The organism is Kitasatospora sp. NBC_01287 (assembly GCF_026340565.1).
Lineage (GTDB): Bacteria > Actinomycetota > Actinomycetes > Streptomycetales > Streptomycetaceae > Kitasatospora.
On sequence record NZ_JAPEPB010000001.1, the window covers coordinates 2,083,671 to 2,107,975 of the forward strand.

A 24,305-nucleotide genomic window follows, 5' to 3' on the forward strand; every position below is an offset into this window, starting at 1 on the left:
GGTGGCCGCCGGGGGGTTCACCGCGATCGTCAACCCGATCTCGGGCGGCGGCCACGCCGCCGCCCGCTGGGAGCCGATCGCCGCGCGGCTGCGCGCGGGCGGCGCCACCGTCCGCTCGGTGCCGACCCGCGGCCGCGACCATGCCATCGCCAGCGCCCGGGAGGCCGCCGAGCGCGGCGAGGTGGTGGTCGCGGTCGGCGGCGACGGCATGGTGCGCGACGTGGCCGAGGGCGCGGTGCGCGGCGCCGGCACGATGGCCGTGGTGCCGGCCGGGCGCGGCAACGACCTGGCCCGCACGCTGCGGCTGCCCGGCGTCGGCGACCCGGCGGCGGTGGCCGACCTGCTGCTGGCGGGACGCAGCCGGACCATCGACGTGCTGGAGGTCAACGGCGTGGTCGTGCCGGGCAACGTCTACATCGGGATCGACGCGCTGGCCACCCAGATCATCAACGCGGGGCGCGCGCTGCCCGCCCTGCTGGTCTACCGCCTCGCCCCGCTCCAGGCGATCCTGCGCTGGCGCGCGGCCGGCTACACGCTGACCGTCGACGGCGAGCGGCGCGAAGTGCGCGGCCACACCGTGGTGGTGGCCAACTCCGGTGCGTACGGCCACGGCTTGCGGATCGTGCCGACGGCGCTGCTGGACGACGGGCTGCTCGACGTGATGGTGGTCGGCGACGGGCCGCGCGCCAAGGTGGTCTCCTTCATGCGCGAGGCCAAGCGCGGCACCCACCTGCGCCGGCCCGAGGTCAGCGTGCGCCCCGCCCGCGAGGTGGTGGTGGACGCCGACCGCGCGATCCCGGTCTGCGCGGACGGCGACGAGATCGCCGAACTCCCGGCCCGGATCAAGGTGCTGCCGGGGGCGCTGCGCATCCTGGTGCCGTAGGCGGGGACGGCGACCGCCGCTCCTCGGCGGCGCCTCACAGCTGGGCGGCGCCTCACTCCTCGATGGCGCCGCCGACCGCGCGCAGGTGCTCACGGAAGGTCAGCGCGGGGTCGGCGCGGCGCGCGGCGAGGTAGGCGCCGAAGCGGACCTGGGCCCGCAGGGTGTCGCCCGAGCGGATCCGCTCGGCCTGGCGGCGCTCGGTGTCGCGGATCCCCTCGGCGAGCGCGAGGAGTTCGGCGGCGCGGCCGGCGGGCAGGAAGAGCACGCCGTCCTCGTCGCCGGCCACCAGGTCGTCCGGCGTCACCGTCCACTCCCCCACGGTGGCGGCGGCCAAGGCGTCGGCGGGGCGCGGATCCAGCCGCTGCGGGCCGGTGGGCAGCGCGCCCAGGCTGAACACCGGCAGCCCGATGGCCCGCAGGTCGGCGGTGTCGCGGTGCAGCCCCCAGACCACCACGCCCGCCACCCCGGCGGTGCGCGCCTCCAGCACCACGAGGTCGCCGACGCAGGCCTCGTCCGACCGGCCGGCGTTGTCCACCACCAGGACATCGCCCGGCTCGGCCGTCTCGAAGGCCTCCAGGAAGAGGTCGACGCTGCCCACGTGGCGGGCCGGGAGCACCCGCCCCGCCACCCGGCCGCCGGGCACCACCGCGCGCAGCGGCGCGGGCGCGCAGCGCACCGGGACCTGTGCGCGCAGGCAGGCGTCGGCCAGGTGGGCGGTGGTCAACGTCTCGAACCGCTGCTGAAGCTCGTGGTGGTCCATCCGGTCCGCCCTCTCGCGCCGCGCTGCTGGGTTGGGTATCGGGTCGGGCACCGGGTTCGGTATCCCTACTGACCCATCATCAGGGAGCGGCCCCCGCCCGCGCAACGCGCCCCGCCTCAGGCCGGCTCAGGACAGCTCAGGACAGCTCAGGACGCCTCAGGACGGCTCAGGACGCGGCGAGCGAGATCTCGGTGGACTTGATCAGGGCGACCACGCCGCTGCCCACGACCAGCCGCAGGTCCTGCACGGCGTCCTTGGTGATCGCGGCGGTCAGCTCGCCGCCCGCGATGCTCACCTTGACGGTGGCCATCGCGCCGCCGGTGACCACCTCGGTGACGGTGCCCGGCAGTTGGTTGCGGATGCTCAGGCCGGAGACCGGCGCGGTGGCGAGGGCGATCTCGGTGGACTTGGCGAGCGCGTTGACGGCCGAACCCTCCGCGAGGCCGAGCTCCTTCACCGCGTCGAGCGTGATGGCGGCGGTGATCTCCTGACCGCCGGTCAGCCGGGCGCGCACGGTCGCCATGACGGCGCCTGCGGTGACCTCGGTGACGGTGCCGGGGATCTGGTTGCGGATGCTCAGGGTCATGACGGGCTCCTCGGTCGACGTCGCATATCGGGCAGACCTCGCAGATCGGGCTGCCACTGCGGCCCACCCTGCCACGCCCGCCCCGGGCCCGGCGGACCTCACTCGCATCCGCCAGGGCCGACCGGGGGCGGCCCTCGCAGATTCCGCCAGGTCGGCGGTCCGGCTCACCCGTCAGGACCAAGGCCCGCCGGGGGCCGCAGGGCCAGGGGCCGCTGGAGCCGCTGGAGCCGCCCGACGTGACGACCTTGACCACTCCGTCCTGCGAGAGTGCGCACCGACCGACCGCGCCCCGGTGCCGGGTGGGCAGCGCTGCTGATATCCCCGAAGGACGTCAATCCGTCACCGCTGGAGGCCCCATGAAGCCCGAGATCCACCCGGAGTACCGGCCGGTCGTGTTCCGCGACCGGGTCGGCGGCCTCGCCTTCCTGACCCGCTCGACCCGTACCAGCGACCAGACCATCGAGTGGGAGGACGGCAACACCTACCCCGTGGTGGATGTGGAGATCTCCGCCGCGAGCCACCCGTTCTACACCGGCACCTCGCGCGTGGTCGACACCGCGGGCCGGGTGGAGCGCTTCGAGCGCCGCTACGGCAAGGCCGCCGCCGCCCGCCGCGACGGCGCCGGACAGCAGGCGAAGGACCCGCGGCAGGCCCAGGACGGGCAGCGGACGCAGGACGGGCAGCAGACGCAGGACGGGCCGACCGCCTGAGGCGGGCGACCACCACGGTCGGACCAAGGGGGCCGGAGAGCCGCAGGCCAGAAGCCGGAAGGCCTGCAGCTCTCCGGCCTCGCCGCGAGCATTCCGGGCCCGGGCGAGGCAGCTCACTGCGGGACGGGGGAAGACCCGGTGAGCTCGGCACCGAGACTGCCGCACTGCCCTTGCAAATCGCTAGAGCCGCTGCCCCTAGCCACCCCGGGGCCCGCGCACCCGCCCCCCTGCCGCCGCACCGGGGCAGCCGCGCGGCCCTCTCCCGCGCCCCCGCTCCCGTGCGCTCCCGTCCGGCCACTCCCCCGCCCGACCGCTCCCCTGCCCGAACGGCCAGGACAGGCCATGTCCGAATTATGGTGATATGACTCGTTTGACTGCTGTCCGCCTCCGGACCGCGCCGTCCGCCGGGTGGTCGCCGATCATCGGCCGTCCACCGGGAGAGGAGCATCATGCACGACTATCCGCTGCTCAACATCTTCTGGACGATGCTGGAGTTCTTCGTCTTCGTCCTCTGGATCTTCCTGATCTTCAAGGTCATCACGGACATCTTCCGCAGCCATGACATGGGCGGCTGGAGCAAGGCGCTGTGGACGATCTTCGTCATCGTGATCCCACTCCTGGGCGTGCTCGCCTACCTGATCGTGCGCGGCGGCTCGATGGGCCAGCGCGACCTCGAACAGGCCCAGCAGGCCGACGCCGCGTTCAAGGCCTACATCAAGGACGCCGCCGGCACCCCTGGCGGCGGGAGCGGGAGCGGCCACGTCGACGAACTGGCCAGACTCGCCGACCTCAAGGCCAGCGGCGCCCTCTCCGACGAGGAGTACCAGAAGGCCAAGGACAAGCTGCTCGCCTGACACGGGCAGCCACCGGCCGTCGGCGGCCCCCGGGTCGAACAGGCCCGGGGGCCGCCGCCACGAGCGCCGGAGGGTCGCACAGGGACTACCGAGGGTGACGATGGCGCGAGTCGAAATGGTGCGAAACGAACCGGTCCAGCCCGCGCCGGGCGTGGGGCGACCGGGGAAGGGGTCGCGGTGAGCGCGCGGATGGCGCTGCGGCGGCGTCGGCGGCTGCGGGCGGACACCGTGCAGTTGCTGGCCCTGCTGGCCGGAGTGGCCTTCGGCATCCTGCTGCCGCGGATCCACCGCGGGCCACTGCTGCCCGCCACGCCCGTCACGGACATCGCCCTCGCCCTGGGCCTGGGGCTGCTGGGCACCGTCGCGCTGATCTTCTCGCTGCTCATCCTGGTCGTGCAGTGGGCCGCCACCACCTTCACCCCTCGTCTGATGCTCTTCCGCGACGCCCCGATCGTCTGGCGGACCTTCGCGCTCACCATCGGCCTGATCACCTTCTCGCTCGCCACCGCCCTGGCCATCGGCGACGAGACCACGGTCTCCGTGGCCGTGCCGCTGGCCCAGCTGCTCCTGCTGCTGGCCCTGTGCGTGATGCTGCGCGCCCTCCAGTTGCAGGCCGTCGCCGCCCTGCAACTGGCGGCCGTGCTCGGCTCGGTCGCCGAACGCGGCCGCGCCGTCCTGGCGAGGTTCGCGGCCGAGTCGATGGGCGGGTCCACCGCAGCGGCGGGGGTCACGGCAGCGGCGGGGTCCGGGGCCGGCGCCGGGCTGCCGGCGCTCCGTTCGACGGTCGGCTGGCCGCATCCGCCCGCCGTGCTGCAGCAGGTCGACATCGACCGGCTGCTCACCCGGGCCCGCGCGGCCGGCTCGGTCGTGGTGCTGCGGCAGGTCCCCGGCAGCACACTGCGGCAGGGTGCCGTCCTGGCCGGGGTGCACGGCGGGGAGCTGTCCGGTGCGGCCGTGCTGGAGTGCCTGGTCACCGGGCGGGAGCGGACCTTCGAGCAGGATCCGACCTTCGCCCTGCGGCTGCTCGCCGACATCGCCCTGCGCGCGCTCTCCCCGGCGGTGAACGATGCCGCCACCGCCGTGCAGGCACTCGACGACCTGGAGGACCTGATCGCCCGGGCCGCGGGGACGGCGACCGGAACGCTGGTGATCCCCGACGGCGACGGCGCCGTGCGGGTCGTCCTGGAGCTGCCGGGCTGGGACGAGTTGCTGCGCTCCTGCCTGGACGACGTCATCGCGGCCGCGGCGGCCTCGCCGATGGTGCTCACCCGGATCCGGCAACTGCTCCGGCACCTGCTGACCGTGACCGGCCCGGAGCTGCACGGCGCGATCGACCACCGGATCGCCTGGGTGGAGCACGAGTGGTCCACCAGGTTCCCCTGGCTCGTGACCGACCGCACGTGACCGACCGCACGTGACCGACCGCACGTGACCGACCGCACGTGACCGACCGCACGTGACCGGCAGCGCTGCGGTTGCCCCGGGTCAGCCCCTTGCCCGGTCGAACCCTGCCCCGGCCGGGTGGGGCCCGAGGTCCTCGCGCAGCCCGGCCAGCATCCGCCGCCAGTGCGGCGCCCGCTCGGGTCGGCCGGCCTGGTGCCGGGTCCCCACCCAGCGCGTGACGGGGCGGATGCCGTGCAGGGCGTTGACCAGCCAGACCTCCCGACCGGCGAGTCCGGCCAGGGTGACCGGACGGCGCAGCACGGCGATGCCCAGGCTCCGGGCCTGATAGCTGATCAGTTCCGCGGTGACCCCGGGCAGTTGGCCGGGAGATTCGGGGCGCAGCAGGACGTCCCCCTCCCACCAGAGCAGGCTCGCGGTGGTGGACTCGATCAGCTGCCCGCCGGCCGTGCTCAGCAGCGCGTCGTCGGCGCCCCTGGCCTGTGCGGCGGCCTTCAGTTCGGCGAGCAGCGGCAGGTCGGGGCCCTTGCGCTGCGGGGCACTCCTCGGGTCCCCCGGTGTCCAGGGCAGCACCCGGACCTCCTGGCCCCGGGGCGGGGCCGGGCGCAGCCGCAGTCCCAGCGCCTGCGCGGGCCCCAGTTCGACCCGGGGGAACCAGGCGCCGGTGCGCGGCAGTTCGGCGACGGCGGCCCGCCAGAACCGGGCCACCGCGCCCGGGGTCGGGCCGGCCTCCAGGCAGGCGGCGGCGAAGCGCTCCCGGTGCAGGGCCAGGCCGCGCGTCAGGCCGTCCTGGACCAGCCAGGAGTCGGCGGCCAGCAGCGGGGGCGGCGTCGGGGCGGCGGGCAGCGGGAGGGCGTCCGCCCCGGGGTCGGGGCGGGTGAGCAGGTCGCGCTCCGGGTCCCAGGCGAGGAGGAGCTCACCGGCGGCGGTCATCGGTCAGTACCGCCCGGTGGTGTTGGTCGGCGCGCCCGTGCGCGGTCCGTAGGGTGCGCGCTCCAGCCACTCGCCGCAGCTGGGCACCAGCGGGGAGAGCGCCGCACCGGCCGCCTGGCGCAGCCGGGTGAGCCGGCGGCGGGGACGCAGGTGGGAGAGCGCGGTGCGGGCGGCGTCGCTGTTGAACCGGGCGGCCTCCTTGCGCGCCGCGGCGAAGGCGTCGACGGCGCGCCGGTGTTCGGCCGGGTCGGTGAGCGCGCGGGCCACCGCGTCGGCGGCCGCCACCGCGTCGGCGATGCCGCTGTTCATCCCGCGCGCGCCGAACGGCGGGAACAGGTGCGAGGCCTCCCCCACCAGCAGCACCCGGCGGTCCGCGTCGGTGAAGCTCTCCGCGACCACGTGCAGGAAGTGGTACTTGGAGACCCACAGGATCCGCTCGGCGTACTTGGGCCCGACCACCTGGGCCACCCAGGCCCTGGCCGCCGCCTCGTCGGCCCAGTCCTCGGGCCGGTCGCCGTCCTTGCACTGCAGGTCGAGCTGGAACCCGCCGGCGAACGGCACCCGCATCACGCTGCGGTGGCCGAGCGCGGGGTGCTCGTAGACGAAGACCCGCTCCAGCGGCAGCGGATCGGCCGGATCCTCCTCGATGTCCACGACCACGTGGAAGGCCTCGGAGCGCTCGCCCGCCATGGCGATGCCCTGGGAGCGGCGGACCTGGGAGCGGGCGCCGTCGGCCCCGATCACGTAGCGGGCCTGGAACTCGCGGCCGTCGGCGCAGCTGATCCGCGCGCCCACCGGCCCGCTGCGCAGGTCCGCGACCGAGGCGTCCCAGGCGAACCGCACGCCTGCCGCGCGGCAGGCGGCGAGCAGGTGCCGCTCGGTCTCGATCTGCCGCAGGCTGGTGAACGGCGGGGTGCTGCCCGGGCGCGGCGGCTGGGCCGGGTAGCTGCGGGCGAAGACCTCGCGGCTGCGGTAAACGGTGCGCCGGGTCGGCCAGATGACGCCGTTGCTGATCAGCGTCCGGTCCAGGCCGGGGCTGATCCGGCCGAGCAGGTCCAGCGACTCGCGGTGCACGAAGAGCGCCCGGCTGCCGGGGCGGACCCGGTCCTCGGGTTCGGCCTCCAGGACGGTGACGGGCAGGCCGTGGCTGCGCAGTGCCAGGGCGGCGGTGAGACCGACCGGTCCGGCACCGACCACCACCACGGGCAGCGGCTCACCCGGCGCGGAGGTGGTGGCTGCCTCGGCGGCGGCTGCCTCGACGGCGGCCTCGGTGGTGGCGGTGGCTGCCCCGGTGGCTGCGGTGGCTGCCTCGGCGGCGGCGGTGGTGGGCGCGACCGGGGACGGGGTGTTCGACATGTCAACTCCTTTGTTCTTCAGGTCAGTTGCCGGTCGGCGCGGCCGGCGCGGCGTTCTCGCGGAGCAGCCGGGTGATCTCGACCCGGCGCACCTTCCAGGTGGAGGTGCGCGGCACCTGGGCGAACGGCCAGTGCAGCGGCGCGGCCAACTGCGGCAGGTCGGCGGTGGCCCGGGCCCAGCGCTCGGGGTCGAGCGGGGCGTCGCGCCGGGTGCAGACCACCGGCACCGCCTCGCCGTCGGGCCCGATCACGATGACCGCCTCCAGCAGCTCCTCCAGCCGGGACATCAGCACGTCCTCGACCTCCAGGTTGCTGTCGACGTCCTCGATCCGGTCGATCTCGCGGTCCAGCAGGTGCAGCTTGCCGAACCGGCCGAGGTGGCCCATGTCGCCCAGCCGCCACCAGCCGTCGGTGCGGTTGCGCAGGTAGCGGTCGTGCTCGCCGAGGTAGGTCATGATCGTGCTGCGGCCGCGCAGTTCGAGGTGCCCCGGCTGCCCCTTGGCGACCTCGCGCCCGCTCTCGTCCACCACGCGGACCTTGATGAAGCCCGGCAGCACGTGGCCGACGTCGCGGCCGTCGTTCTTCGCCGCGCTCTTCGCGGTGTACCAGGCGCCGGAGATCGGCCCGGTCTCGCTCTGCCCGTAGAGCTGGACCAGCAGCGGGCGGCGGCGGTGCGAGGCGGCCAGCAGCCGCTGGATGGTGCGCGGGTGGATCGCGTCGAAGGTGCTGCTGTAGTAGCGGACGCTGGAGAGCGGCGAGCCGGGCGCCTGCGCCAGGTCCTCCCACTGGACGAAGTTGTTCGGGTGGGTCTCGACCAGACCCGGGCGGTGCCGCACGAAGATCGGCGCGATCGCGTCCGGGTCGGGGTTGTTGAGCACCAGCAGCGGGTTGCCGTAGTTCAGGAAGACGCCCAGCGAGTGGAAGAACCGCGAGTGCACGAAGGACATGCAGAGCGCCACGGTCTCCTTGCGGCGCACCGGCCAGGCGATGATCTGCTGCGGGAGCAGGCGGTGGAAGAGCGCGCGGGCGTTGTGCACCATCAGCTTGGAGACCCCGGTGGTGCCGGAGCTGTGGGTGATCAGCACCGGCTGGTCGGCGTGCAGTTGGACGGACGGGCGGCGCGGGGCACCGGTCACCTCGGCGATCAGCCGCAGGCCGCCGAAGGACGCGGTGCCGGCCAGCAGCGTCTCGCGGGTCAGCTCGCCGACCGGGACGCCGTCCAGCGGGCCGGCCAGCTTGGCGGCGTCGGTGATCAGCCAGGGCTGCTCCAACCGGCCGAGCAGCTCGGCCACGATCTCACCGGGCAGCGCGGCGGAGACCATCACCGGCACGGCGCCGACCCGGGCGACCGCGCAGGCCAGCAGCGAGATGTCGAAGTTGTCGCTCTTGTGCACCGCGACCCGGTCGGTCGGGCGGACCCCGAGCCGGTGCAGCCGGGCCGCCAGGTCGTCGACCACGTCGGCCAGCGACGCGTAGCTGAAGTCGGTGCCCAGCTCGGGCAGGGTGGCGAGCGGCTGGTCCAGGGTGACCGGCGCGGCCGGGAACTTGGCGGCGGCCCGCTCCCAGAGCAGACCCGGGTAGAAGGCCTGCTCGGGGAGCTTGCGCAGGAGTGTGGACGCCTTGGTGAGGAACATGGCTCGACTGCTTTCTGCGGGGAGGGGATCAGGGGACACGGGCCCTGCGAGGGAGGTCACGCCGCCAGGGTCACCAGCGGCCCTGGCGGACCAGGAACCGCTGGAGCTTGCCCGAGGGGGTGCGCGGCAGGTGCTCGACCAGGGCCACGCCGCGCGGCACCATGTAGGGCTCCAGCTCGGTGCGGGCCAGCGCGATCAGCTCGCGCTCGACGGTCGCCGGGTCCGGCCGCCCGGAGCCGGCGGCGGGGACCACGAAGGCGCGCAGCTTGGTGGCGCCGCGCTCGTCGGCCACGCCCGCCACCGCCACGTCGCGCACGGCCGGGTGCCGGGCAAGCACCCGCTCGATCTCGGCCGGCGCCAGGGTGATGCCGCCGACCATCTCCAGGTCGTCGGCGCGGCCGCGGTGCACCAGGCTGCCGTCCGGCTCGCGCCGGGCGCGGTCCCTGGTGTTCAGCCAGCCGTCGACCAGGGTGCGGGCGTTCTCCTCGGGCAGGCCGAGGTAGCCGGGGGTGACACTCGCCCCGCGCACCCACAGCTCGCCCTCGGCGCCGTCGGGCAGCACCCGCCCGGCCCCGTCGCGGATCTGCGCCTCGAAGCCGGGCACCGGGCGCCCGACGGTTCCCGGCCGGTGGTGGGCCGGCCCGTTGGTGGCGATGGCGTGGCCCGCTTCGGTGGAGCCGAGCTGGTCGTAGAGCGGGGAACCGAGGAACTCGCCCACACTCTGGGCCAGTTCGGCGCTCAGCCGCTCCCCCGCCGAGACCGCCGCCCGCACGCTGCGAAACGCGTCGGCCTCGGTCTCGGCGAGCAGGTTGGCGTAGGCGGAGGGGACGGCGAACAGGTAGCTGACCTGGTGCCGGGCGACGAGCTCGGCGATCCGGCCGGGCCCCGGCGCGCCCGGCTCCAGCACGGCCGAACCGCCCGAGCAGAGCGGGAAGGCCAGCGCGTTGCCCAGGCCGTAGGCGAAGTAGAGCTTGGAGACCGAGAAGGCGACGTCCTGCGGCCCGAAGCCGAGCACCTGCGCTCCGGCGCCGCTGAAGTAGCGCGGCAGGTCCGCGTGGCGGTGCGCCACGCCCTTGGGCCGGCCGGTGGTGCCCGAGGTGTACTGCAGGTAGAGCTCGTGGTCGTCGGCCACCGCCGCGGCTGGGAAAGGGATCTGATGGTCCGCCAGTTCGAGCAGCCGCACGCCGCCGAGCCGGGGCAGCCCGGGCAGGTGATCGCCCACCGCGGGCTCGGCCAGCAGCAGCCGCGCGCCGCTGTCGGCGGCCAGGAACCGGTGCCGCTCGGCGGTGAGCCGCGGGTTGGCGAGCACGGCGGTGGCGCCCAGCCGGGCGGTGGCGAGGAAGGCCACCACCCAGGCGATCGAGTCCGGCAGCGCGATCAGCACCCGGCTGCCGGGGCCCACGCCGCGCTCGGCGAGCACCCCGGCCGCCCGGGCGGCCAGCGTGTGGACCGTGCCGTGGGTGACGGTCCGGTCCCCTTCGTGGAAGGCGGGGCGGTGGTTCCAGCCGCCTTCGGTGGCGGTGTCCGCGAGGACAGCGGCCAGGTTCATCGCGTGGACTCCTGTCTGCCGGTGGGGCGTTGGCGGCTGGGCGGTGACGCCGAGTCAGGCGGCCTACGGGTCAGGCGGCCAGCGGGTCAGGCGGCCAGCGGGTCAGCGGCGGCCTGGTAGGCGCGCAGCGGGGCGGAGGCCTTGAGCACCATCTCGTCGAACTCCTCGTCCGGGTCGGAGTCGAGGATGACGGCGCCACCCGCGCCCACCCGCCACTGGTCGCCGACCTTGACGGCGGTGCGGATCACGATGTTCAGGTCCGCGGTGCCGTTGGTGGAGAGCAGGCCGATCGAGCCGGAGTAGACCCCGCGCGCCTCGCTCTCCAGGTCGTCGATGATCTCCATGGTGCGCTGCTTGGGGGCACCGGTCATCGAGCCGCCGGGGAAGCAGGCCCGGACCACGTCGATGGCGTCGCTGCCCGGCCGCAGCCGGCCCCGGATGGTGGACACCAGCTGATGGACCGTCGTGTAGCTCTCGGTCGCCATCAGGCGCGGCACGTGCACGCTGCCCACCTCGCAGACCCGGCCGAGGTCGTTGCGCAGCAGGTCCACGATCATCAGGTTCTCCGCCCGGGTCTTGGCGCTGGCGGCCAGCGAGGCCCGCAGCTCCTCGTCCCGCACCGGATCGGCGGCGCGCGACACCGTGCCCTTGATCGGCTTGGTCTCCACCACGCCCGAGCGGTCGATGGTGAGGAAGCGCTCCGGCGAGGAGCTGGCGATCTCCACCTCGGGCAGCCGCAGGTAGGCCGCGTACGGGGCGGGGTTGGCGCGGCGCAGCGCGCGGTAGAAGTCGTAGCCGTCCTGCTCGGCGGGCAGCCAGGCCGAGGTGGTCAGGCAGACCTCGTAGCTCTCGCCGGCGCGCAACTGCTGGTGGATCTCGGCGATCCTGGCCCGGTACTGCTCCCGGTCGTGGGTCAACCAGCGCTCGGCGTCCGGTCGGACGCCGCCCTGGCCGGCACCGGTGGCCGCCGGACCCGCCGCTGCCCGGCCCGTGATCGCCGGCTGCGCGGCGGGCAGCGAGAGCAGCGTGGCGGCGGTGCGGTCGAGCCAGCTGAGCGCGCCGGACTCGGTCGCCGGGTCGGCGTCGCTGAGGGCCAGCAGGTAGGTGCTGTCCTCCTGGTGGTCGACCACGATCACCCGGTCGGCGAAGAGCCACTGGGCGTCCGGGGTGGGCGAGCTGTGCTTGTTGGTCGAGCCGAGGTCGCCCTTGAGCTCGTAGCCGAAGTAGCCGACGTAGCCGCCGGTGAAGTCGAACGGCAGGTCGGGCACGTCGGTGCGGCGGCGGCGCAGCTGGGTCCGCAGGTAGTCGAAGACCGTTCCCGGCACCTGCTGCGGCAGCCGGCCGGTGCGGTGCACCCGCACCGTGCCCTCGCCGGTGCGGTAGTGGACCGTCTCGGCGAGCGGGCCCGAGGCGTCGCCCAGGAAGGAGAAGCGCGAGCGGCCCGGTTCGACGTGGGCGCTGTCCAGCCAGAAGGCCGGGGCGGGGGTGGCCGCGTAGAGCTCGGTGAAGGCTGCCTCGGCGTCGATCGCCGTCTCGATGGTGCGCACGTGCACCCGCAGGCCGGCGGCGGGCTCGACCGGCTGGTCAGCCGGCTGGTCGGCCGCGGAGGCCAGGGCGGCCGAGGGCGCGAGGGCCGGGGATGCGAGGTTCGGGGATGCGAGGTTCGGGGATGCGAGGTTCGACGAGGGCGCGAGGGCGCGGGCGCGGTGCGGCAGTGCCGCCGCCGTGTCGGCCACCGGGGCCGGTTGCTCGCCGTGGTGGGCGATCGTCAGCTCCCGGAAGTTGGCCAGCAGCAGCCGGCCGTACTCGGTGCAGATCGACTCGGGGTGGAACTGCACGCCCCAGAGCGGCCGTCCGGTGTGCCGCAGGCCCATCACCACCCCGTCCTCGGACCAGGCGGTGGCCTGAAGGGTCGGCGGCAGCGGCTCGGCGACGGCCAGCGAGTGGTAGCGCACCACGGTGAAGTCCTGCGGGACGCCGGCGAACAGCTCCCGGCCGTCGTGCCGCACGGTGCTCAGGTAGCCGTGCCGGGGCTCGGGCGCGGGCAGCACCTCGGCGCCTTCGCCGAACCCGATGCCCTGGTGGCCCAGGCAGACGCCGAGCACCGGGATCCGGGCCTCGCGCACGATCCGGGCCGAGATGCCGAAGTCGCGGGGCCGGGCGGGGTGGCCGGGACCGGGCGAGATGACCACGTTGTCGAAGGCGGCCAGGTCGAGCTCGGCGGCCCGGGGGTCGTCGTTGGTCACGACGACCGGTTCGACGCCGTTGACCTCGGCGATCAGCTGGAACAGGTTGTAGGTGTAGGAGTCGTGGTTGTCGATCAGCAGTGTGCGCATCACGCGGCTCTCTGACGGGTCTCTGACGGGTCTCGGGGGCGGCCGGACATGACGTCGGTCTCAGCCTCAGCCTCAGCCTCAGCCTCGGGCGAGCAGCTCGGCGACCGTCCGGGCCGCCACCAGGGCCTGGTCGTTGTTCAACCGGGGGTCGCAGAGGGTGCGGTAGGCCCGGCGCAGCCCCTCCTCGGTGGCGGGGCCGCCGTGGCCCAGGCACTCGGTCACGTGCTCGCCGGCGATCTCCAGGTGCACGCCGCCCGGCCAGTGGCCGGCCCGCAGCAGCACCTCGGCGAAGCCGGTGAGTTCGGCCAGGATGTCGCTCATCAGCCGGGTCTTGAGGCCCCCGGCCGCGGTGACGGTGTTGCCGTGCATCGGATCGCAGACCCAGGCCACCTGGTGCCCCGCCGCCTCGACCGCCCGGACCAGCGCCGGCAGCCGGTCGCGGACCAGGCCCGCGCCGAACCGGGTGATCAGGGTGAGCCGGCCCGGACGGCGGTGCGGGTCGAGCCGGTGGCAGAGCGCGACCAGGTCGGCCGGGCTGGTGCCCGGGCCGATCTTGCAGGCCACCGGGTTGGCGACCTGGGCCAGGAAGGCCAGGTGCGCGCCGTCCGGTCGCCGGGTGCGCTCGCCGATCCAGGGCAGGTGGGTGGAGAGCAGGTAGTGCTCGCCGGTGTGGGCGTCGCGCCGGACCAGGGCCTGCTCGTAGTCCAGCACCAGTGCCTCGTGGCTGGTCCAGAGCCCGGTGCGGCGCCAACCGCCGTCCCGCCGCACGGTCTGCCCGTAGCCCTTGAGCACCGAGCGGAGCGTGCCGTCGAAGGCGGTGGTCGGCACGCCCAGGTCGCCGATCGCGCCGTCCGGCTCGTGCCAGGTGCGCGGGAGCAGCGCGGAGGCCGTCTCGTGGGCGATCAGGTGCAGTTCGTTCAGCACCGCGCGGGCCGTGCGGTAGGCCGTCAGCATCCGGCGCGGATCCGGGATCCGGGCCAGCGGGTCGGCCGCGTGGCCGTTGACCAGGTCACCGCGGTAGACCGGCAGCGCCCCGCCCTGGTGGCTCTCCTCCGGCTTGGAGCGGGGCTTGGCGTACTGGCCGGCGATCCGGCCGACCGTCAGGGTCGGCAACCCGGTCCGGCCGCTCAGCAGTTCGGCCATCTCACCGATGATCCGGTGCTTGCCGCGCACCGCTGCCAGGCCCGGCGCGCCGACCGGTTCGGCGCAGTCGCCGGCCTGGAGCAGGAAGGCGCGGCCGGCCGCGACGTGGGCGAGCGCCGAGCCCAGGCGGCGCACGTCGGCCGGCGCGGTCAGGGCCGGCTGCAGGGCCAACTGGTCCTGGACCCAGGCGGCCTGCGCCGGGTCGGGCCAGGGCGGCTGCTGGTCGGCGGGCAGGTTGCGCCAGTCGGTGGTGCTGACGGCGGGCAGGGCGGGCGCGGCCACGGCGGTGGCGGCGGTGGTAGCGGTGGCGGTGGCGGCGGTGGTAGCGGTGGCGGCGGTGATGGTGGCGGCGGCGGTGGCGGCGGCCTCGTGGCGGGGCTGCTGACGGAGCATCAGTTCGGGCGGCGGGGTCATCCGGCCACCTCGGCGCCGAGCCGCGGCTCGGGTCGGAGGGGGCGACTTCGATCGGGGCGGGTGCGCTGCTCGGCGGCGTCGGGCGGCGGGTCGGCCGTGGTGCGGCGACCGTCGGCCTGCGGAGTGCCGGGTGCCAGGTCAGTCATGGTCCACCGTTTCGTCAGGGGCGGCGGCGCTCGCCGGACATGGCGGCGCCCGGTCTCGCGGAGCGGGCAGGGCGGCCAGGGCGGTGCCGGGAGCTGGACCGGGGCGCGGCCGGGCCGCGCCGGGCACCGGAGACCGGCCCTCGGGATGACTCCCTGGGGCCGCTCCGGCCTGTCGGTGAATTTATCTTTTCCGCGAGACACCTTGGCTGTCAAGCAACCGGCCGGCGATCGAACGCCGCCCCTCGGCAGCGTTCAACTGCTGGTCCCCAGCGGTGTTCAACTGCCCGGCGCGGGGTGTTCGACTGCCGGGCCCGGCGGGCTGGGCCACCGACCGTGAGTGTGCCTAGCATCGCTGCATGACCACCACCAACGGCGGCTCGGCCCGCCTGAATCTCCGTCAACTCTCGTCCGACACCTACGCGGCGATGGGCAAGCTCGCCGGCACCGCGGCCGCCGCCGCAGAGCGGGCCGGCCTGGAGAAGCCGCTGCTCGAACTGGTCCGGATCCGCGCCTCGCAGATCAACGGCTGCTCCTACTGCCTGGACATGCACGCCAAGGACGCCCGCCACGCCGGCGAGACCGAGCAGCGGATCTACGCCCTCAGTGCCTGGCAGGAGACCCCGTTCTACTCCGAGCGCGAGCGCGCGGCCCTGGAGCTGACCGAGGCCATCACCCTGATCCACGACGGCCGGGTGCCGGACGAGGTCTACGAGCCGGCGGCCAAGGTCTTCGGCGAGGAGCAGCTCGCCCAGCTGATCTGGGTGATCATCGTCATCAACGCCTACAACCGGGTCGCGATCACGCCGCGGCTGACCCCCGGCGGCTACACGCCCGGCGCCTGACGGGTCTGCGATCCACCGGCCGCGGTGGCGGTCCGTGCCGCTGCCGCCTGCCCGGCCTCGCTCGACCCACACGCCACCACGCGCCCCGCCCACCGCCCACCGCCCACCGCCGATCGGAGTGACCTGCCTTGACGACCACCACCGCGTCCGGGATACCGGCGGACGCGTTCGCCGACCCGTTCACCCGGCGGCTGCTGCACCACCGAGGCTCCACCACCGCGCAGTTGGAGCAGTGGCTGGGCTGCCGCCTGCGGCTGCGGGTGGTCGACCAGCGGCTGACCCCGCTGTCGCCGCCCGGCGACCCACTGGCCGCCGCCGAGGCCTGTCTGGTGCGGCGCACCGAGCTGCTGACGGGCAACGGGCTGGTCGTCTCGCGCAACCTGGTCATCGGCCAACTGCCGCAGCAGCAGGAGCTGGTGGAGGTGGTCACCGCGCTGACCGTGCCGCTGGGCCGCGCGGTGGCCGAGCGGGGGATCGCCCAGCGCCGCACCGCGCTCGGGGTCTCGCTCGGCGCCTGGCGCGAGCCGCTGGGCAACGAGGTCCCGGCGGTGCGGCGGCGCTACCTGCTGCGGCTGGCGACGGCGGCACCGCTCTACGTGGTGGAGCTGTTCAACCCCGCCGTGGTCCCGCCCCGGCAGGGCGCGCTGTGGGCGGTGGCGGCATGAGCGCCACCGTCACCGTGGTCGGGGCCGGGCCGGTGGGGCTGAGTGCCGCGCTGGCCGCGCACGCGCTCGGCGAGCGGGTCACGCTGCTGGAGGCGCAGCCGCGGGAGGCCACCGCCCGCCCGGGCAGCCGGGCGATCTTCGTGCACCGGGCCACCCTGGAGCGGCTGGAGCGGGTCAGCCCCGGCCTCGGCGAGCGGATCGCGGAGCGCGGGCTGGTCTGGCGCGCCAAGCGCACCCGCTGGGCCGGGCGCGAGGTGTACGCGCGCGAGTACCGCCCGGCGCCCGGCCCGCCGCCGTTCACCAGCCTGCCGCAGACCGTGGTGGAGGACCTGCTCAGGTCGGCCTGCGACGCCGCCGGGATCACCGCGCACCGGGGCGATCCGGTCGCGGAGGTGCTGCCCGGGGCGGCCGGGGTGGAGGTGCGCGCGGCCTCGGGCGCCGTCCACCTGGCCGACCACGTGATCGCGGCCGACGGACCGCGCTCCACCGTGCGGGAGCGGCTCGGGATCGCGCTGAGCGGCACCGGCTCGGCGACCGGCTTCGTCGTCGTCGACGTCGCGGCGGACATCGAACCGGCGGACGCGGTGAGGGAGTTCCACTACCGCCACCCGGCCGTCGGGGGACGCAACGTGCTGCTGGTGCCGTTCCGGGGCGGCTGGCGCGTGGATGTGCAGGCCCGGCCCGGCGAGGACGCGGGGCAGTTGCTGGCGAGCGCCGCCGACTGGCTGCCCGGCGTGCTGCCGGCGTCGGCCGGGGTGCCGCGGGTCACCTGGTCCTCGGTCTACCGGTTCCAGCAGCGCCTGGCCGACGCGTTCACCGATGACTCGGGCCGGGTGCTGCTGGCCGGGGAGGCCGCCCACCTGCTGCCGCCGTTCGGCGCGCGCGGGATGAACTCCGGTATCGCGGACGCGGTCGCGGCGGCGCGGGCGATCGGGCAGGGCACCGTCCCGGCGTACGCCGAGGCCCGCCGGGCCGCCGCCCAGCGCAACATCCACGCCGCCGGGGCCGCCCTCGACCACCTGCTCGCGGCACGCCCCGGCCAGCGCCTGGGCCAGTGGGCCGCCGCGGCGGCCGCCACCCGCTGGCCGCGGGCCGGCCGCTGGCTGGACAGCGCGCCGTACGGGCCGCGGCTGCGCACCGTCGAGTACTGAGCCGACACGTACTGAGTCGACACCTACTGAGCCGACACCTACTGAGCCGACACGTACCGATCCGGCAAGCAGGTAGTGAGCCGGGCAACGCGAAGGTCCCTCGGCGCACCCTTGAAGGGTGTGCCGGGGGACCTTCGACGTTCGACCGTTGACGACCGGTCAGCAGCTGCCGACGCGGCGTCAGCTCAGCGAGACGAGCGCCTCGTTGAGCAGGGCGGACGGGCGCATCACGGCCTCGGCCTTGGCCGGGTCCGGCTGGTAGTAGCCGCCGATCTCGACCGGCTCGCCCTGGACGGCGATCAGCTCGGCGACGATGGCCTGCTCCTGGTCGCTCAGGCTCTGCGCCAGCGGCGCGAAGGCCTCGGCGAGCTGGGCGTCCTCGCTCTGCTTGGCCAGCTCCTGGGCCCAGTAGAGGGCCAGGTAGAAGTGGCTGCCGCGGTTGTCGATGCCGCCCAGGCGGCGGCTGGGCGACTTGTCCTCGTCCAGGAAGGTGCCGGTGGCGCGGTCCAGGGTGTCGGCCAGCACCTGGGCGCGGGCGTTGCCGGTGGTCTGCGCCAGGTGCTCGAAGCTGGCGGCCAGCGCGAAGAACTCGCCCAGGCTGTCCCAGCGCAGGTAGTTCTCCTTGACCAGCTGCTGGACGTGCTTCGGGGCGGAGCCGCCGGCGCCAGTCTCGAAGAGACCGCCGCCGTTGATCAGCGGGACCACCGAGAGCATCTTGGCGCTGGTGCCCAGCTCCAGGATCGGGAACAGGTCGGTCAGGTAGTCGCGCAGCACGTTGCCGGTGACCGAGATGGTGTCCTCGCCACGGCGGATCCGCTCCAGCGAGAAGGCGGTGGCCTGCTCCGGGGAGAGGATCTCGATCTGCAGGCCCTGGGTGTCGTGCTCGGGCAGGTACTGCTCGACCTTGGCGATCAGGTTGGCGTCGTGCGCGCGGGTCTCGTCCAGCCAGAAGACGGCCGGGCTGCCGGTGGCGCGGGCGCGGTTGACGGCCAGCTTGACCCAGTCGCGGATCGGCACGTCCTTGGTCTGGCAGGCGCGGAAGACGTCACCGGCGGCGACCGGCTGCTCGATGACCGTGTTGCCGGCCTGGTCGACCAGGCGCACGGTGCCGTCGGTGGGGATCTCGAAGGTCTTGTCGTGGCTGCCGTACTCCTCGGCCGCCTGCGCCATCAGGCCGACGTTCGGCACCGAGCCCATGGTGGCCGGGTCGAAGGCGCCGTGCTCGCGGCAGTTGTCGATGACGACCTGGTAGACGCCCGCGTAGCTGCTGTCCGGCAGCACCGCCAGGGTGTCGGCCTCCTTGCCGTCCGGGCCCCACATGTGGCCGGAGGTGCGGATCATGGCCGGCATCGAGGCGTCGACGATCACGTCGCTCGGCACGTGCAGGTTGGTGATGCCGCGGTCGGAGTCGACCATGGCCAGCGCCGGGCCCTCGGCCAGCTCGGCGTCGAAGGACGCCTTGATCTCGGCGCCGTTCGGCAGCGACTCGGCACCCTTGAGGATGGCGCCCAGGCCGTCGTTCGGGGTCAGGCCGGCGGCGGCGAAGTCGGCGCCGAACCGCTCGAAGGTCTTCGGGAAGAAGGCGCGCACCACGTGACCGAAGATGATCGGGTCGGAGACCTTCATCATGGTGGCCTTCAGGTGCACCGAGAAGAGCACGCCCTCGGCCTTGGCGCGAGCGATCTGGGCGGTGAGGAACTCGCGCAGCTCGGCGACGTGCATCACCGAGGCGTCGACGACCTCGCCGGCCAGCACCGGCACCGAGGCGCGCAGCACGGTGGTGCTGCCGTCGGCGGCGACCAGCTCGATCCGCAGCGCGCCGTCCTCGGCGATCACCGCCGACTTCTCGCTGGAGCGGAAGTCACCAGCGGTCATGTGGGCGACATCGGTTTTGGAGTCCGAGCTCCAGGCGCCCATCCGGTGCGGGTGGGTCTTGGCGTAGTTCTTGACCGAGGCGGGAGCCCGGCGGTCCGAGTTGCCCTCGCGCAGCACCGGGTTGACGGCGCTGCCCTTGACCTTGTCGTAGCGGGCGCGGACCTCGCGGTCCTCGTCCGTCTTCGGGTCGTCCGGGTAGTCCGGCAGCGCGTAGCCCTGGGCCTGCAGCTCGGCGATCGCGGCCTTGAGCTGCGGGATCGAGGCCGAGATGTTCGGCAGCTTGATGATGTTGGCACCGGGCGTCTTGGCCAGTTCACCGAGCTCGTGGAGGGCGTCGTGGATCCGCTGCCCCTCCTCCAGACGCTCCGGGAAGCTGGCGATGATGCGGCCGGCCAGAGAGATGTCGCGGGTCTCCACCTTGACGCCCGCCGTCGAGGCGTACGCCTGGACCACCGGCAGGAACGAATACGTTGCCAGGGCCGGGGCCTCGTCAGTGTGCGTATAGATGATGGTCGAGTCAGTCATCGGTGCTCCGCTTCACGGCTACAACGTCTTGATATCAAGATATCCCGTGATCGACCCTGACCGATACCAACCCCCGCCTCGAACCGCCGGGAGCCGCCGGGCGTCAGCGTGTCGCTCCGCCCGGCGGACGGGCGGGCTCAGCTCTCGATCCGCCGCAGCAGCGCGGGCAGCGCGGCGGCGGCCGGGTCGGACCCGTCGGCCTCGATGGCCGCCAGCCCGGTGGCGAGCAGGGCGGCCAGGTGACCGCCGTTCTCCCGTAGGAAGGCTTCGGTGCCCTCGTGGAACGCCTCGCGCAGCGCGCTCGCGGTCAGCAGGCCGGTGCCGGTGGCGGCGGTCGCCAGGCGGCGGGCCAGCGTGCGTTCCAGCGCGCTGGGCGTCCAGCCGCCCGCGGCCAGCGCCGCGCCGAGCCCGGCGATGCCCGCCGCCGGCGCGGCGGGCGGGGACGCGGGCGCGGCGGAGGCAGGGGCGGGGGCGGTAGGAGCGGAGGCGGGCAGGGTGATCCGGTTACTCATGATCGGTGCTGTCCTTCGGTGCGAGATGGGTGCTGCCCACCGGGAGGTGGGTGTAGCCGGTGGCCCCGCCCGTGTGGAAGGTCTCCGGGTCGGGGGCGGCGAGCCGGCGGCCCTGGCGGATCCGCTCGGGCAGGTCGGGGTTGGCGGCGAAGAGGCGGGCGAAGCTGACCGCGTCGGCCTCGCCCGTGCGCAGCCGGACGGTCGCGGTCGCGGGGTCGGTCGGCTCGCCGCCGGTGAACGGGCTGACGATCAGCGGGCCGGACCAGCGCTCCCGCAGCAGCCTGGTGAGCTTGGGGTCCGGGCCCTCGACCACGTGCAGGTAGGCGTGCCGGGTGCCGCGCAGCGACTCGGCCAGCAGCCCGTAGGTGTGGGCCGGGTCCAGCTCCAGCAGGTCGTTGGCACCGGAGCCGGGCGACAGCCGCAGCCCGACCCGGTCGGCGCCGACCACCGCGGCCGCCGCGCGCACGGCCGCCAGGGCGAACCTGATCCGGTTCTCGGCCGACCCGCCGTAGGAGTCCAGGCGCTGGTTGGCGTTGTCGGAGAGGAACTGGTGGACCAGGTAGCCGTTGGCGCCCTGGATCTCGACCCCGTCGAAGCCGGCCCGGAGCGCCGACTCGGCGGCGGCCGCGTAGTCGTCCAGCGTCTCGGCGATGTCGGCCCGGGTCAGCACGCGCGGCGTGACGGTGGGCACCAGGCGGGTCGGCGTGGTCCGGGCATCGCTCTGCGCCCGGACCGCCGAGGGACCCACCGGTCGCACGCCGGACGGCAGCAGGTCGGGGTGCGCGATCCGGCCGTGGTGGGCGAGCTGGGCCACGATCAGCCCGCCCGCCCGGTGCACGGCCGCGGTGACCCTGGACCAGCCCACGAGCTGCGCGGCGCTGTGCAGACCCGGTTGACCCACCGGGCCCGCACCGACGGCGCTGATCCGGGCGCCTTCGGTGATGATCAGACCGGCCGAGGCGCGCTGGGCGTAGTACTGGGCCATCAGGGCGGTGGGCACGCCCTCGGCGTCGGCCCGGTTGCGGGTCATGGGGGCCATCACCACGCGGTTGGACAGGGCCAGCGCACCGGCGGCCAGCGGGCTGTGCAGGGTGGGCGCGGGGTTCACGGGCTCTCCGGGCTGGGCTGGGGAGGGGGTTGGGGTGGGGATGGGGCGGGGGCGGGGGCGGAGCGGGTGGGGCGGGGTCGGGCGCGGCCGCCGGGGCACCGTCACCCGCGCACCTCGGCGAGTTCGCCGGCCACCGCGCCCACCCCGGCGGCTTCGGCGTCGGTCGCCGCCTGGGCCTCGGCCTGGGCCTGCGCCTCCGCCTCGGCGCCCGCGCGCAGCAGGACGCTCAGCGCGCCCGCGATGGCGTCGGAGTCGTTGAGGATCACCGAGTTGACGCCGGGACGGATCCCGGCGGCTGTCGCCCAGTGCACCGCCTCGGTCGGCACGCCGTAGGCGAAGCGGCGCGGATGGGCACGGCCCTGGGCGTCGATCACGTGGTACGGGCGCGGGGTGACCGCGACCGCGCCGGTCCGGTAGCCGGGGCCGCCGTCCAGCTCGGGGATCAGGTAGCGGGTGACCTGTCCGGTGGCGAGCAGGTGGGCGAGCAGCGGGTCGGCGGTCCGGCCCAGGTCGGGCTCCGGCAGCCGGGCCTCGATCAGCACCCGGGCCGGCACCGGCGCACCGGCGACGGTGGCCGAGGCCGCCAGGAACCGGCCCGACTCCTCGTCGGCCGTGATCCGCAGCCCGGGACCGAGCACGTCGAGCACGCCGGCCTCGATCAGCGCGATCATCTCGCCGATCCGCGAGGCCGGCGGGCCGATCGAGAGGAACGCGTTGAGCGGGGTGTACCAGCCCGTCAGGTCGGCCCGGTACGAGGCGCCGTGCAGCCCGGCGTGGTCGACCGCGAGCCGGATCTCGTTGCGCAGGTCGCGCAGCACGTCCAGGGCGGCCTTGACCGGACCGCTGACATTGCCCTGGGAGGCGCTGACCAGGTCCCGGCGCAGGTGGTCGAGCAGCCAGGCCCGGTAGTCGGCCGGCCCGGTGAAGTCCACGCCCTGGTAGGGGCGGGCGAGCCACTGCCAGTCCCAGCGCGCGCCCTGCGGCACCGCGAAGGCGTCCAGCACGGCGGCCAGTTCGGCCTCGCCCTCGGCGGCCAGGTAGCGCTCGGCCAGCTCGCCGGCCTCGGCGCCGCGGCCCGCCTGGCTCAGCAGCGCCGCGTAGTAGACGCCCTCCACCTCGCGCGCCACCAGCGGCCAGATCTCGGCCCGGAAGTCCACCGGCTCGCCGGCCTCGCCGCGCTCTCGCAGCATCGCCACGTGCTCGACGGTGAGCAGCCGCGGGTGGTAACGGCCGTGCGCGCCCTTCTCGTTGGCGCCGCGCGAGTGGTAGGGCACGCCGCGCCGGGAGCCGGCCACCAGGTGCGGTTCGCGGCCCGAGGGGCGGTACACCAGCTTGCCGTCGACGTCTTCGAAGCGGCCGCCGCGGCCTTGGGTGAGCAGCGCCAGGTGATCGAAGAAGTTGAGCCCGAGGCCGCGCAGCAGCACCGTCTCACCGGGGGCGATCACCGACAGGTCCAGGTCGGCCGGGTTGGCCGGGGTCAGGTGGACCAGGCCGTGAGCGCGGGCGAAGGCGGTCAGCTCCCGCTCGGCGCTGCCCGGGAGGCCGGCGGTGTGGCCCTGGGCCAGCACCACGGCGGCCAGCCCTGGCAGCACCGTGCCGTCGGCGAGCCGCAGGGTCTGCCGCTCCCCCGCGTCGTCCAGCGCCACCGCGCGCGAGGCGTGGGTGCGCACGGTGACCCCGGCGGGCGCGGTGCCGCAGACCCGCTCGAAGGCCCAGCGCAGGTAGCGGCCGTAGAGCGCGCGGGTGGGGTAGTCGTCCGGGCCCAGGCCCTTGGCCTCGGCCAGCACCTCGGCGGAGCAGTCGGCGAAGGACTCGTCCACCGGGCCCATCAGGGTCAGGAAGCGGGCCCACTCGTGCAGGCTCGGTCCGGGCAGTACCGGTCCGGCCAGCTCCACCGAGTCGTCGGTGAAGACGGTGACCTGGGAGGCCACGGTGTTCATCAGCAGCTGCGGGCTCTGGTCGGTGCGCCAGACCGCGCCCGCGCCCGGCGGGTGGGGGTCGACCACGTGCACCGTGACGTCGAGGCGCTGCTCGCCGGTGGAGAGCGCGGCGCACAACCGCTCCAGCACCGAGAGCCCGCGCGGGCCGGCGCCGACGATCGCGATCTGGGCGGACCGGACGGTCTGGGTCGCCCGGATGCGAGGGGCGGACCGGGCGGGCTGGGCGGACCGGGCGGTCACCACTCCTCCCCCGTCCAGGTGGTCAGCTCGATCCCGTCGCCGAGCGGCAGCTCGACGGAGGAGTAGCCGCGGCCGAGGTCGCGGATCCGGGTCAGGAAGCCGTCCGGCAGCATCGGGAGGTTGTCGGAGACGATCACCGATCCGGGGCGCAGCATCGGCTCCAGCACCTCCAGCACCGGGAGGTAGAGCTCCTTCCAGCCGTCCAGCAGGACGAGGTCGACCGGGCGGGCCATGGTGGCCAGCGTCTGGCGGGCGTCGCCGGCGAGGACGGTGGCCCACTCGGCGAGCCCCGCCTCGGCCAGGTTCGCGCGGGCCTGGTGCACCTTGCCGGCCTCCAGCTCGGTGCCGGTCAGGTGGCCGGCGCCGTTGTCGCGCAGCGCGGCGGCGAGCTGGACCGCCGAGGTGCCGAAGGAGGTGCCGAACTCGACCACGGTGCGCGGGCGCAGCGTGCGCACCAGGGTGTAGAGGAAGCGGCCGGTGTGCGGGTGCACGGGCAGCGAGGCGGCGGCGCAGAGCGCGCTGGTCTCGGCGACGGTGGGCGGGGCGGGCAGCTCGGCGGCCTCGGCGTGGGCGCGGGCCATCGCGCTCGGATCGCCGGCGCGGGCGGCGGCGTAGAGCCTGGACAGCACGGCGCTGACGGCCGGCTGGTCGAGGCCGAGGCCGTGGGCGCCCGGTCGGGCGGGCAGCTCGGACATCTGGGGATCTCCCGGGTGGGGTGACGATGACGGCGGGTCAGGGCTTGG

At 74.8% G+C, this 24,305-nt stretch carries 20 protein-coding genes and 1 pseudogene; 7 read left to right on the top strand and 14 right to left on the bottom strand.

What is annotated here, in order from left to right:
* Position 1 precedes the first annotated feature (1 nt).
* A complete protein-coding gene (locus tag OG455_RS08765; protein WP_266291816.1) occupies positions 2-883 on the top strand; it encodes a diacylglycerol kinase family protein in 882 nt (293 codons plus the stop codon).
* A 52-nt stretch (positions 884-935) separates the two neighbouring features.
* Here OG455_RS08765 and OG455_RS08770 read toward each other — a convergent pair whose 3' ends face one another.
* Positions 936-1,643, bottom strand: coding sequence for an RraA family protein (locus OG455_RS08770; protein WP_266291818.1), 708 nt, complete (start codon positions 1,641-1,643; stop codon positions 936-938).
* 166 nt (positions 1,644-1,809) lie between these two features.
* Entirely contained in the window at positions 1,810-2,229 is a 420-nt protein-coding gene (locus OG455_RS08775) for a molybdopterin-binding protein (protein ID WP_266291819.1), read from the bottom strand.
* A 356-nt stretch (positions 2,230-2,585) separates the two neighbouring features.
* Here OG455_RS08775 and OG455_RS08780 point away from each other — a divergent pair.
* The 3 genes and pseudogenes from OG455_RS08780 to OG455_RS08790 form a co-directional block, all read left to right on the top strand.
* Positions 2,586-2,825, top strand: a pseudogene (locus OG455_RS08780) (type B 50S ribosomal protein L31); the annotation flags it as partial.
* 563 nt (positions 2,826-3,388) lie between these two features.
* On the top strand, positions 3,389-3,793 hold the full coding sequence (locus OG455_RS08785; protein WP_266291820.1) for an SHOCT domain-containing protein: 405 nt from the start codon (positions 3,389-3,391) through the stop codon (positions 3,791-3,793).
* 177 nt (positions 3,794-3,970) lie between these two features.
* On the top strand, positions 3,971-5,197 hold the full coding sequence (locus tag OG455_RS08790) for a DUF2254 family protein (RefSeq protein ID WP_266291822.1): 1,227 nt from the start codon (positions 3,971-3,973) through the stop codon (positions 5,195-5,197).
* Positions 5,198-5,278: 81 nt separating this feature from the next.
* On the opposite strand, the gene OG455_RS08795 is transcribed toward OG455_RS08790, so the two are convergent.
* The 7 genes from OG455_RS08795 to OG455_RS08825 form a co-directional block, all read right to left on the bottom strand.
* Positions 5,279-6,127 carry an aminotransferase class IV gene (locus OG455_RS08795; RefSeq protein ID WP_266291823.1) on the bottom strand — a complete coding sequence of 283 codons (849 nt, stop codon included), beginning with the start codon at positions 6,125-6,127 and terminating at the stop codon, positions 5,279-5,281.
* 3 nt (positions 6,128-6,130) lie between these two features.
* Positions 6,131-7,483: an NAD(P)/FAD-dependent oxidoreductase gene (locus OG455_RS08800; protein ID WP_266291825.1), complete on the bottom strand. Its 1,353-nt coding sequence runs from the start codon at positions 7,481-7,483 to the stop codon at positions 6,131-6,133.
* A 22-nt stretch (positions 7,484-7,505) separates the two neighbouring features.
* Positions 7,506-9,116, bottom strand: a complete 1,611-nt coding sequence (locus OG455_RS08805; protein ID WP_266291826.1) for a class I adenylate-forming enzyme family protein — start codon at positions 9,114-9,116, stop codon at positions 7,506-7,508.
* A gap of 70 nt (positions 9,117-9,186) precedes the next feature.
* Positions 9,187-10,665, bottom strand: a complete 1,479-nt coding sequence (locus tag OG455_RS08810; RefSeq protein WP_266291828.1) for an AMP-binding protein — start codon at positions 10,663-10,665, stop codon at positions 9,187-9,189.
* Positions 10,666-10,751: 86 nt separating this feature from the next.
* Positions 10,752-13,001, bottom strand: a complete 2,250-nt coding sequence (pabB, locus tag OG455_RS08815) for an aminodeoxychorismate synthase component I (RefSeq protein ID WP_266291829.1) — start codon at positions 12,999-13,001, stop codon at positions 10,752-10,754.
* Between the two features lie 78 nt (positions 13,002-13,079).
* Positions 13,080-14,558 (bottom strand): 3-deoxy-7-phosphoheptulonate synthase, encoded by a 1,479-nt coding sequence (locus OG455_RS08820; protein ID WP_266291831.1) that lies wholly within the window; start codon positions 14,556-14,558, stop codon positions 13,080-13,082.
* A complete protein-coding gene (locus OG455_RS08825) occupies positions 14,555-14,704 on the bottom strand; it encodes a hypothetical protein (RefSeq protein ID WP_266291833.1) in 150 nt (49 codons plus the stop codon). The genes OG455_RS08820 and OG455_RS08825 overlap by 4 nt, the downstream gene beginning before the upstream one ends.
* Before the next feature lie 356 nt (positions 14,705-15,060).
* On the opposite strand from OG455_RS08825, the gene OG455_RS08830 reads away from it, so the two are divergent.
* From OG455_RS08830 to OG455_RS08840, 3 genes are all read left to right on the top strand, one after another.
* On the top strand, positions 15,061-15,546 hold the full coding sequence (locus OG455_RS08830; RefSeq protein ID WP_266291835.1) for a carboxymuconolactone decarboxylase family protein: 486 nt from the start codon (positions 15,061-15,063) through the stop codon (positions 15,544-15,546).
* A 128-nt stretch (positions 15,547-15,674) separates the two neighbouring features.
* Positions 15,675-16,211, top strand: coding sequence for a hypothetical protein (locus OG455_RS08835; RefSeq protein ID WP_266291837.1), 537 nt, complete (start codon positions 15,675-15,677; stop codon positions 16,209-16,211).
* On the top strand, positions 16,208-17,362 hold the full coding sequence (locus tag OG455_RS08840; protein ID WP_266291839.1) for an FAD-dependent monooxygenase: 1,155 nt from the start codon (positions 16,208-16,210) through the stop codon (positions 17,360-17,362). The genes OG455_RS08835 and OG455_RS08840 overlap by 4 nt, the downstream gene beginning before the upstream one ends.
* Before the next feature lie 180 nt (positions 17,363-17,542).
* On the opposite strand, the gene OG455_RS08845 is transcribed toward OG455_RS08840, so the two are convergent.
* The 5 genes from OG455_RS08845 to OG455_RS08865 all read right to left on the bottom strand — a co-directional run bounded on the left by OG455_RS08845 (position 17,543) and on the right by OG455_RS08865 (position 24,257).
* Positions 17,543-19,762, bottom strand: a complete 2,220-nt coding sequence (locus OG455_RS08845; protein ID WP_266291841.1) for an NADP-dependent isocitrate dehydrogenase — start codon at positions 19,760-19,762, stop codon at positions 17,543-17,545.
* 137 nt (positions 19,763-19,899) lie between these two features.
* Complete coding sequence (locus tag OG455_RS08850; RefSeq protein WP_266291843.1) at positions 19,900-20,274, bottom strand: hypothetical protein; 375 nt, start codon at positions 20,272-20,274, stop codon at positions 19,900-19,902.
* The gene (locus tag OG455_RS08855; protein ID WP_266291845.1) at positions 20,267-21,382 is read right to left on the bottom strand and encodes an alkene reductase; all 1,116 of its coding nucleotides are present in this window, start codon (positions 21,380-21,382) and stop codon (positions 20,267-20,269) included. Before OG455_RS08855 ends, OG455_RS08850 begins: the two co-directional genes overlap by 8 nt.
* A 101-nt stretch (positions 21,383-21,483) precedes the next feature.
* Positions 21,484-23,520 carry an FAD/NAD(P)-binding domain-containing protein gene (locus tag OG455_RS08860; protein ID WP_266300702.1) on the bottom strand — a complete coding sequence of 679 codons (2,037 nt, stop codon included), beginning with the start codon at positions 23,518-23,520 and terminating at the stop codon, positions 21,484-21,486.
* A gap of 38 nt (positions 23,521-23,558) precedes the next feature.
* Positions 23,559-24,257 (bottom strand): O-methyltransferase, encoded by a 699-nt coding sequence (locus OG455_RS08865; RefSeq protein ID WP_266291847.1) that lies wholly within the window; start codon positions 24,255-24,257, stop codon positions 23,559-23,561.
* Positions 24,258-24,305: the final 48 nt, after the last annotated feature.

Excerpts from the sequence above, each read along its gene's own strand:
- OG455_RS08770 (WP_266291818.1), bottom strand. The coding sequence starts at position 1,643 with ATGGACCACCACGAGCTTCAGCAGCGGTTCGAGACGTTGACCACCGCC.
- OG455_RS08775 (WP_266291819.1), bottom strand. The coding sequence starts at position 2,229 with ATGACCCTGAGCATCCGCAACCAGATCCCCGGCACCGTCACCGAGGTC.
- OG455_RS08785 (WP_266291820.1), top strand. The coding sequence starts at position 3,389 with ATGCACGACTATCCGCTGCTCAACATCTTCTGGACGATGCTGGAGTTC.
- OG455_RS08795 (WP_266291823.1), bottom strand. The coding sequence starts at position 6,127 with ATGACCGCCGCCGGTGAGCTCCTCCTCGCCTGGGACCCGGAGCGCGAC.
- OG455_RS08800 (WP_266291825.1), bottom strand. The coding sequence starts at position 7,483 with ATGTCGAACACCCCGTCCCCGGTCGCGCCCACCACCGCCGCCGCCGAG.
- OG455_RS08805 (WP_266291826.1), bottom strand. The coding sequence starts at position 9,116 with ATGTTCCTCACCAAGGCGTCCACACTCCTGCGCAAGCTCCCCGAGCAG.
- OG455_RS08810 (WP_266291828.1), bottom strand. The coding sequence starts at position 10,665 with ATGAACCTGGCCGCTGTCCTCGCGGACACCGCCACCGAAGGCGGCTGG.
- pabB (WP_266291829.1), bottom strand. The coding sequence starts at position 13,001 with ATGCGCACACTGCTGATCGACAACCACGACTCCTACACCTACAACCTG.
- OG455_RS08820 (WP_266291831.1), bottom strand. The coding sequence starts at position 14,558 with ATGACCCCGCCGCCCGAACTGATGCTCCGTCAGCAGCCCCGCCACGAG.
- OG455_RS08825 (WP_266291833.1), bottom strand. The coding sequence starts at position 14,704 with ATGACTGACCTGGCACCCGGCACTCCGCAGGCCGACGGTCGCCGCACC.
- OG455_RS08830 (WP_266291835.1), top strand. The coding sequence starts at position 15,061 with ATGACCACCACCAACGGCGGCTCGGCCCGCCTGAATCTCCGTCAACTC.
- OG455_RS08840 (WP_266291839.1), top strand. The coding sequence starts at position 16,208 with ATGAGCGCCACCGTCACCGTGGTCGGGGCCGGGCCGGTGGGGCTGAGT.
- OG455_RS08845 (WP_266291841.1), bottom strand. The coding sequence starts at position 19,762 with ATGACTGACTCGACCATCATCTATACGCACACTGACGAGGCCCCGGCC.
- OG455_RS08850 (WP_266291843.1), bottom strand. The coding sequence starts at position 20,274 with ATGAGTAACCGGATCACCCTGCCCGCCTCCGCTCCTACCGCCCCCGCC.
- OG455_RS08865 (WP_266291847.1), bottom strand. The coding sequence starts at position 24,257 with ATGTCCGAGCTGCCCGCCCGACCGGGCGCCCACGGCCTCGGCCTCGAC.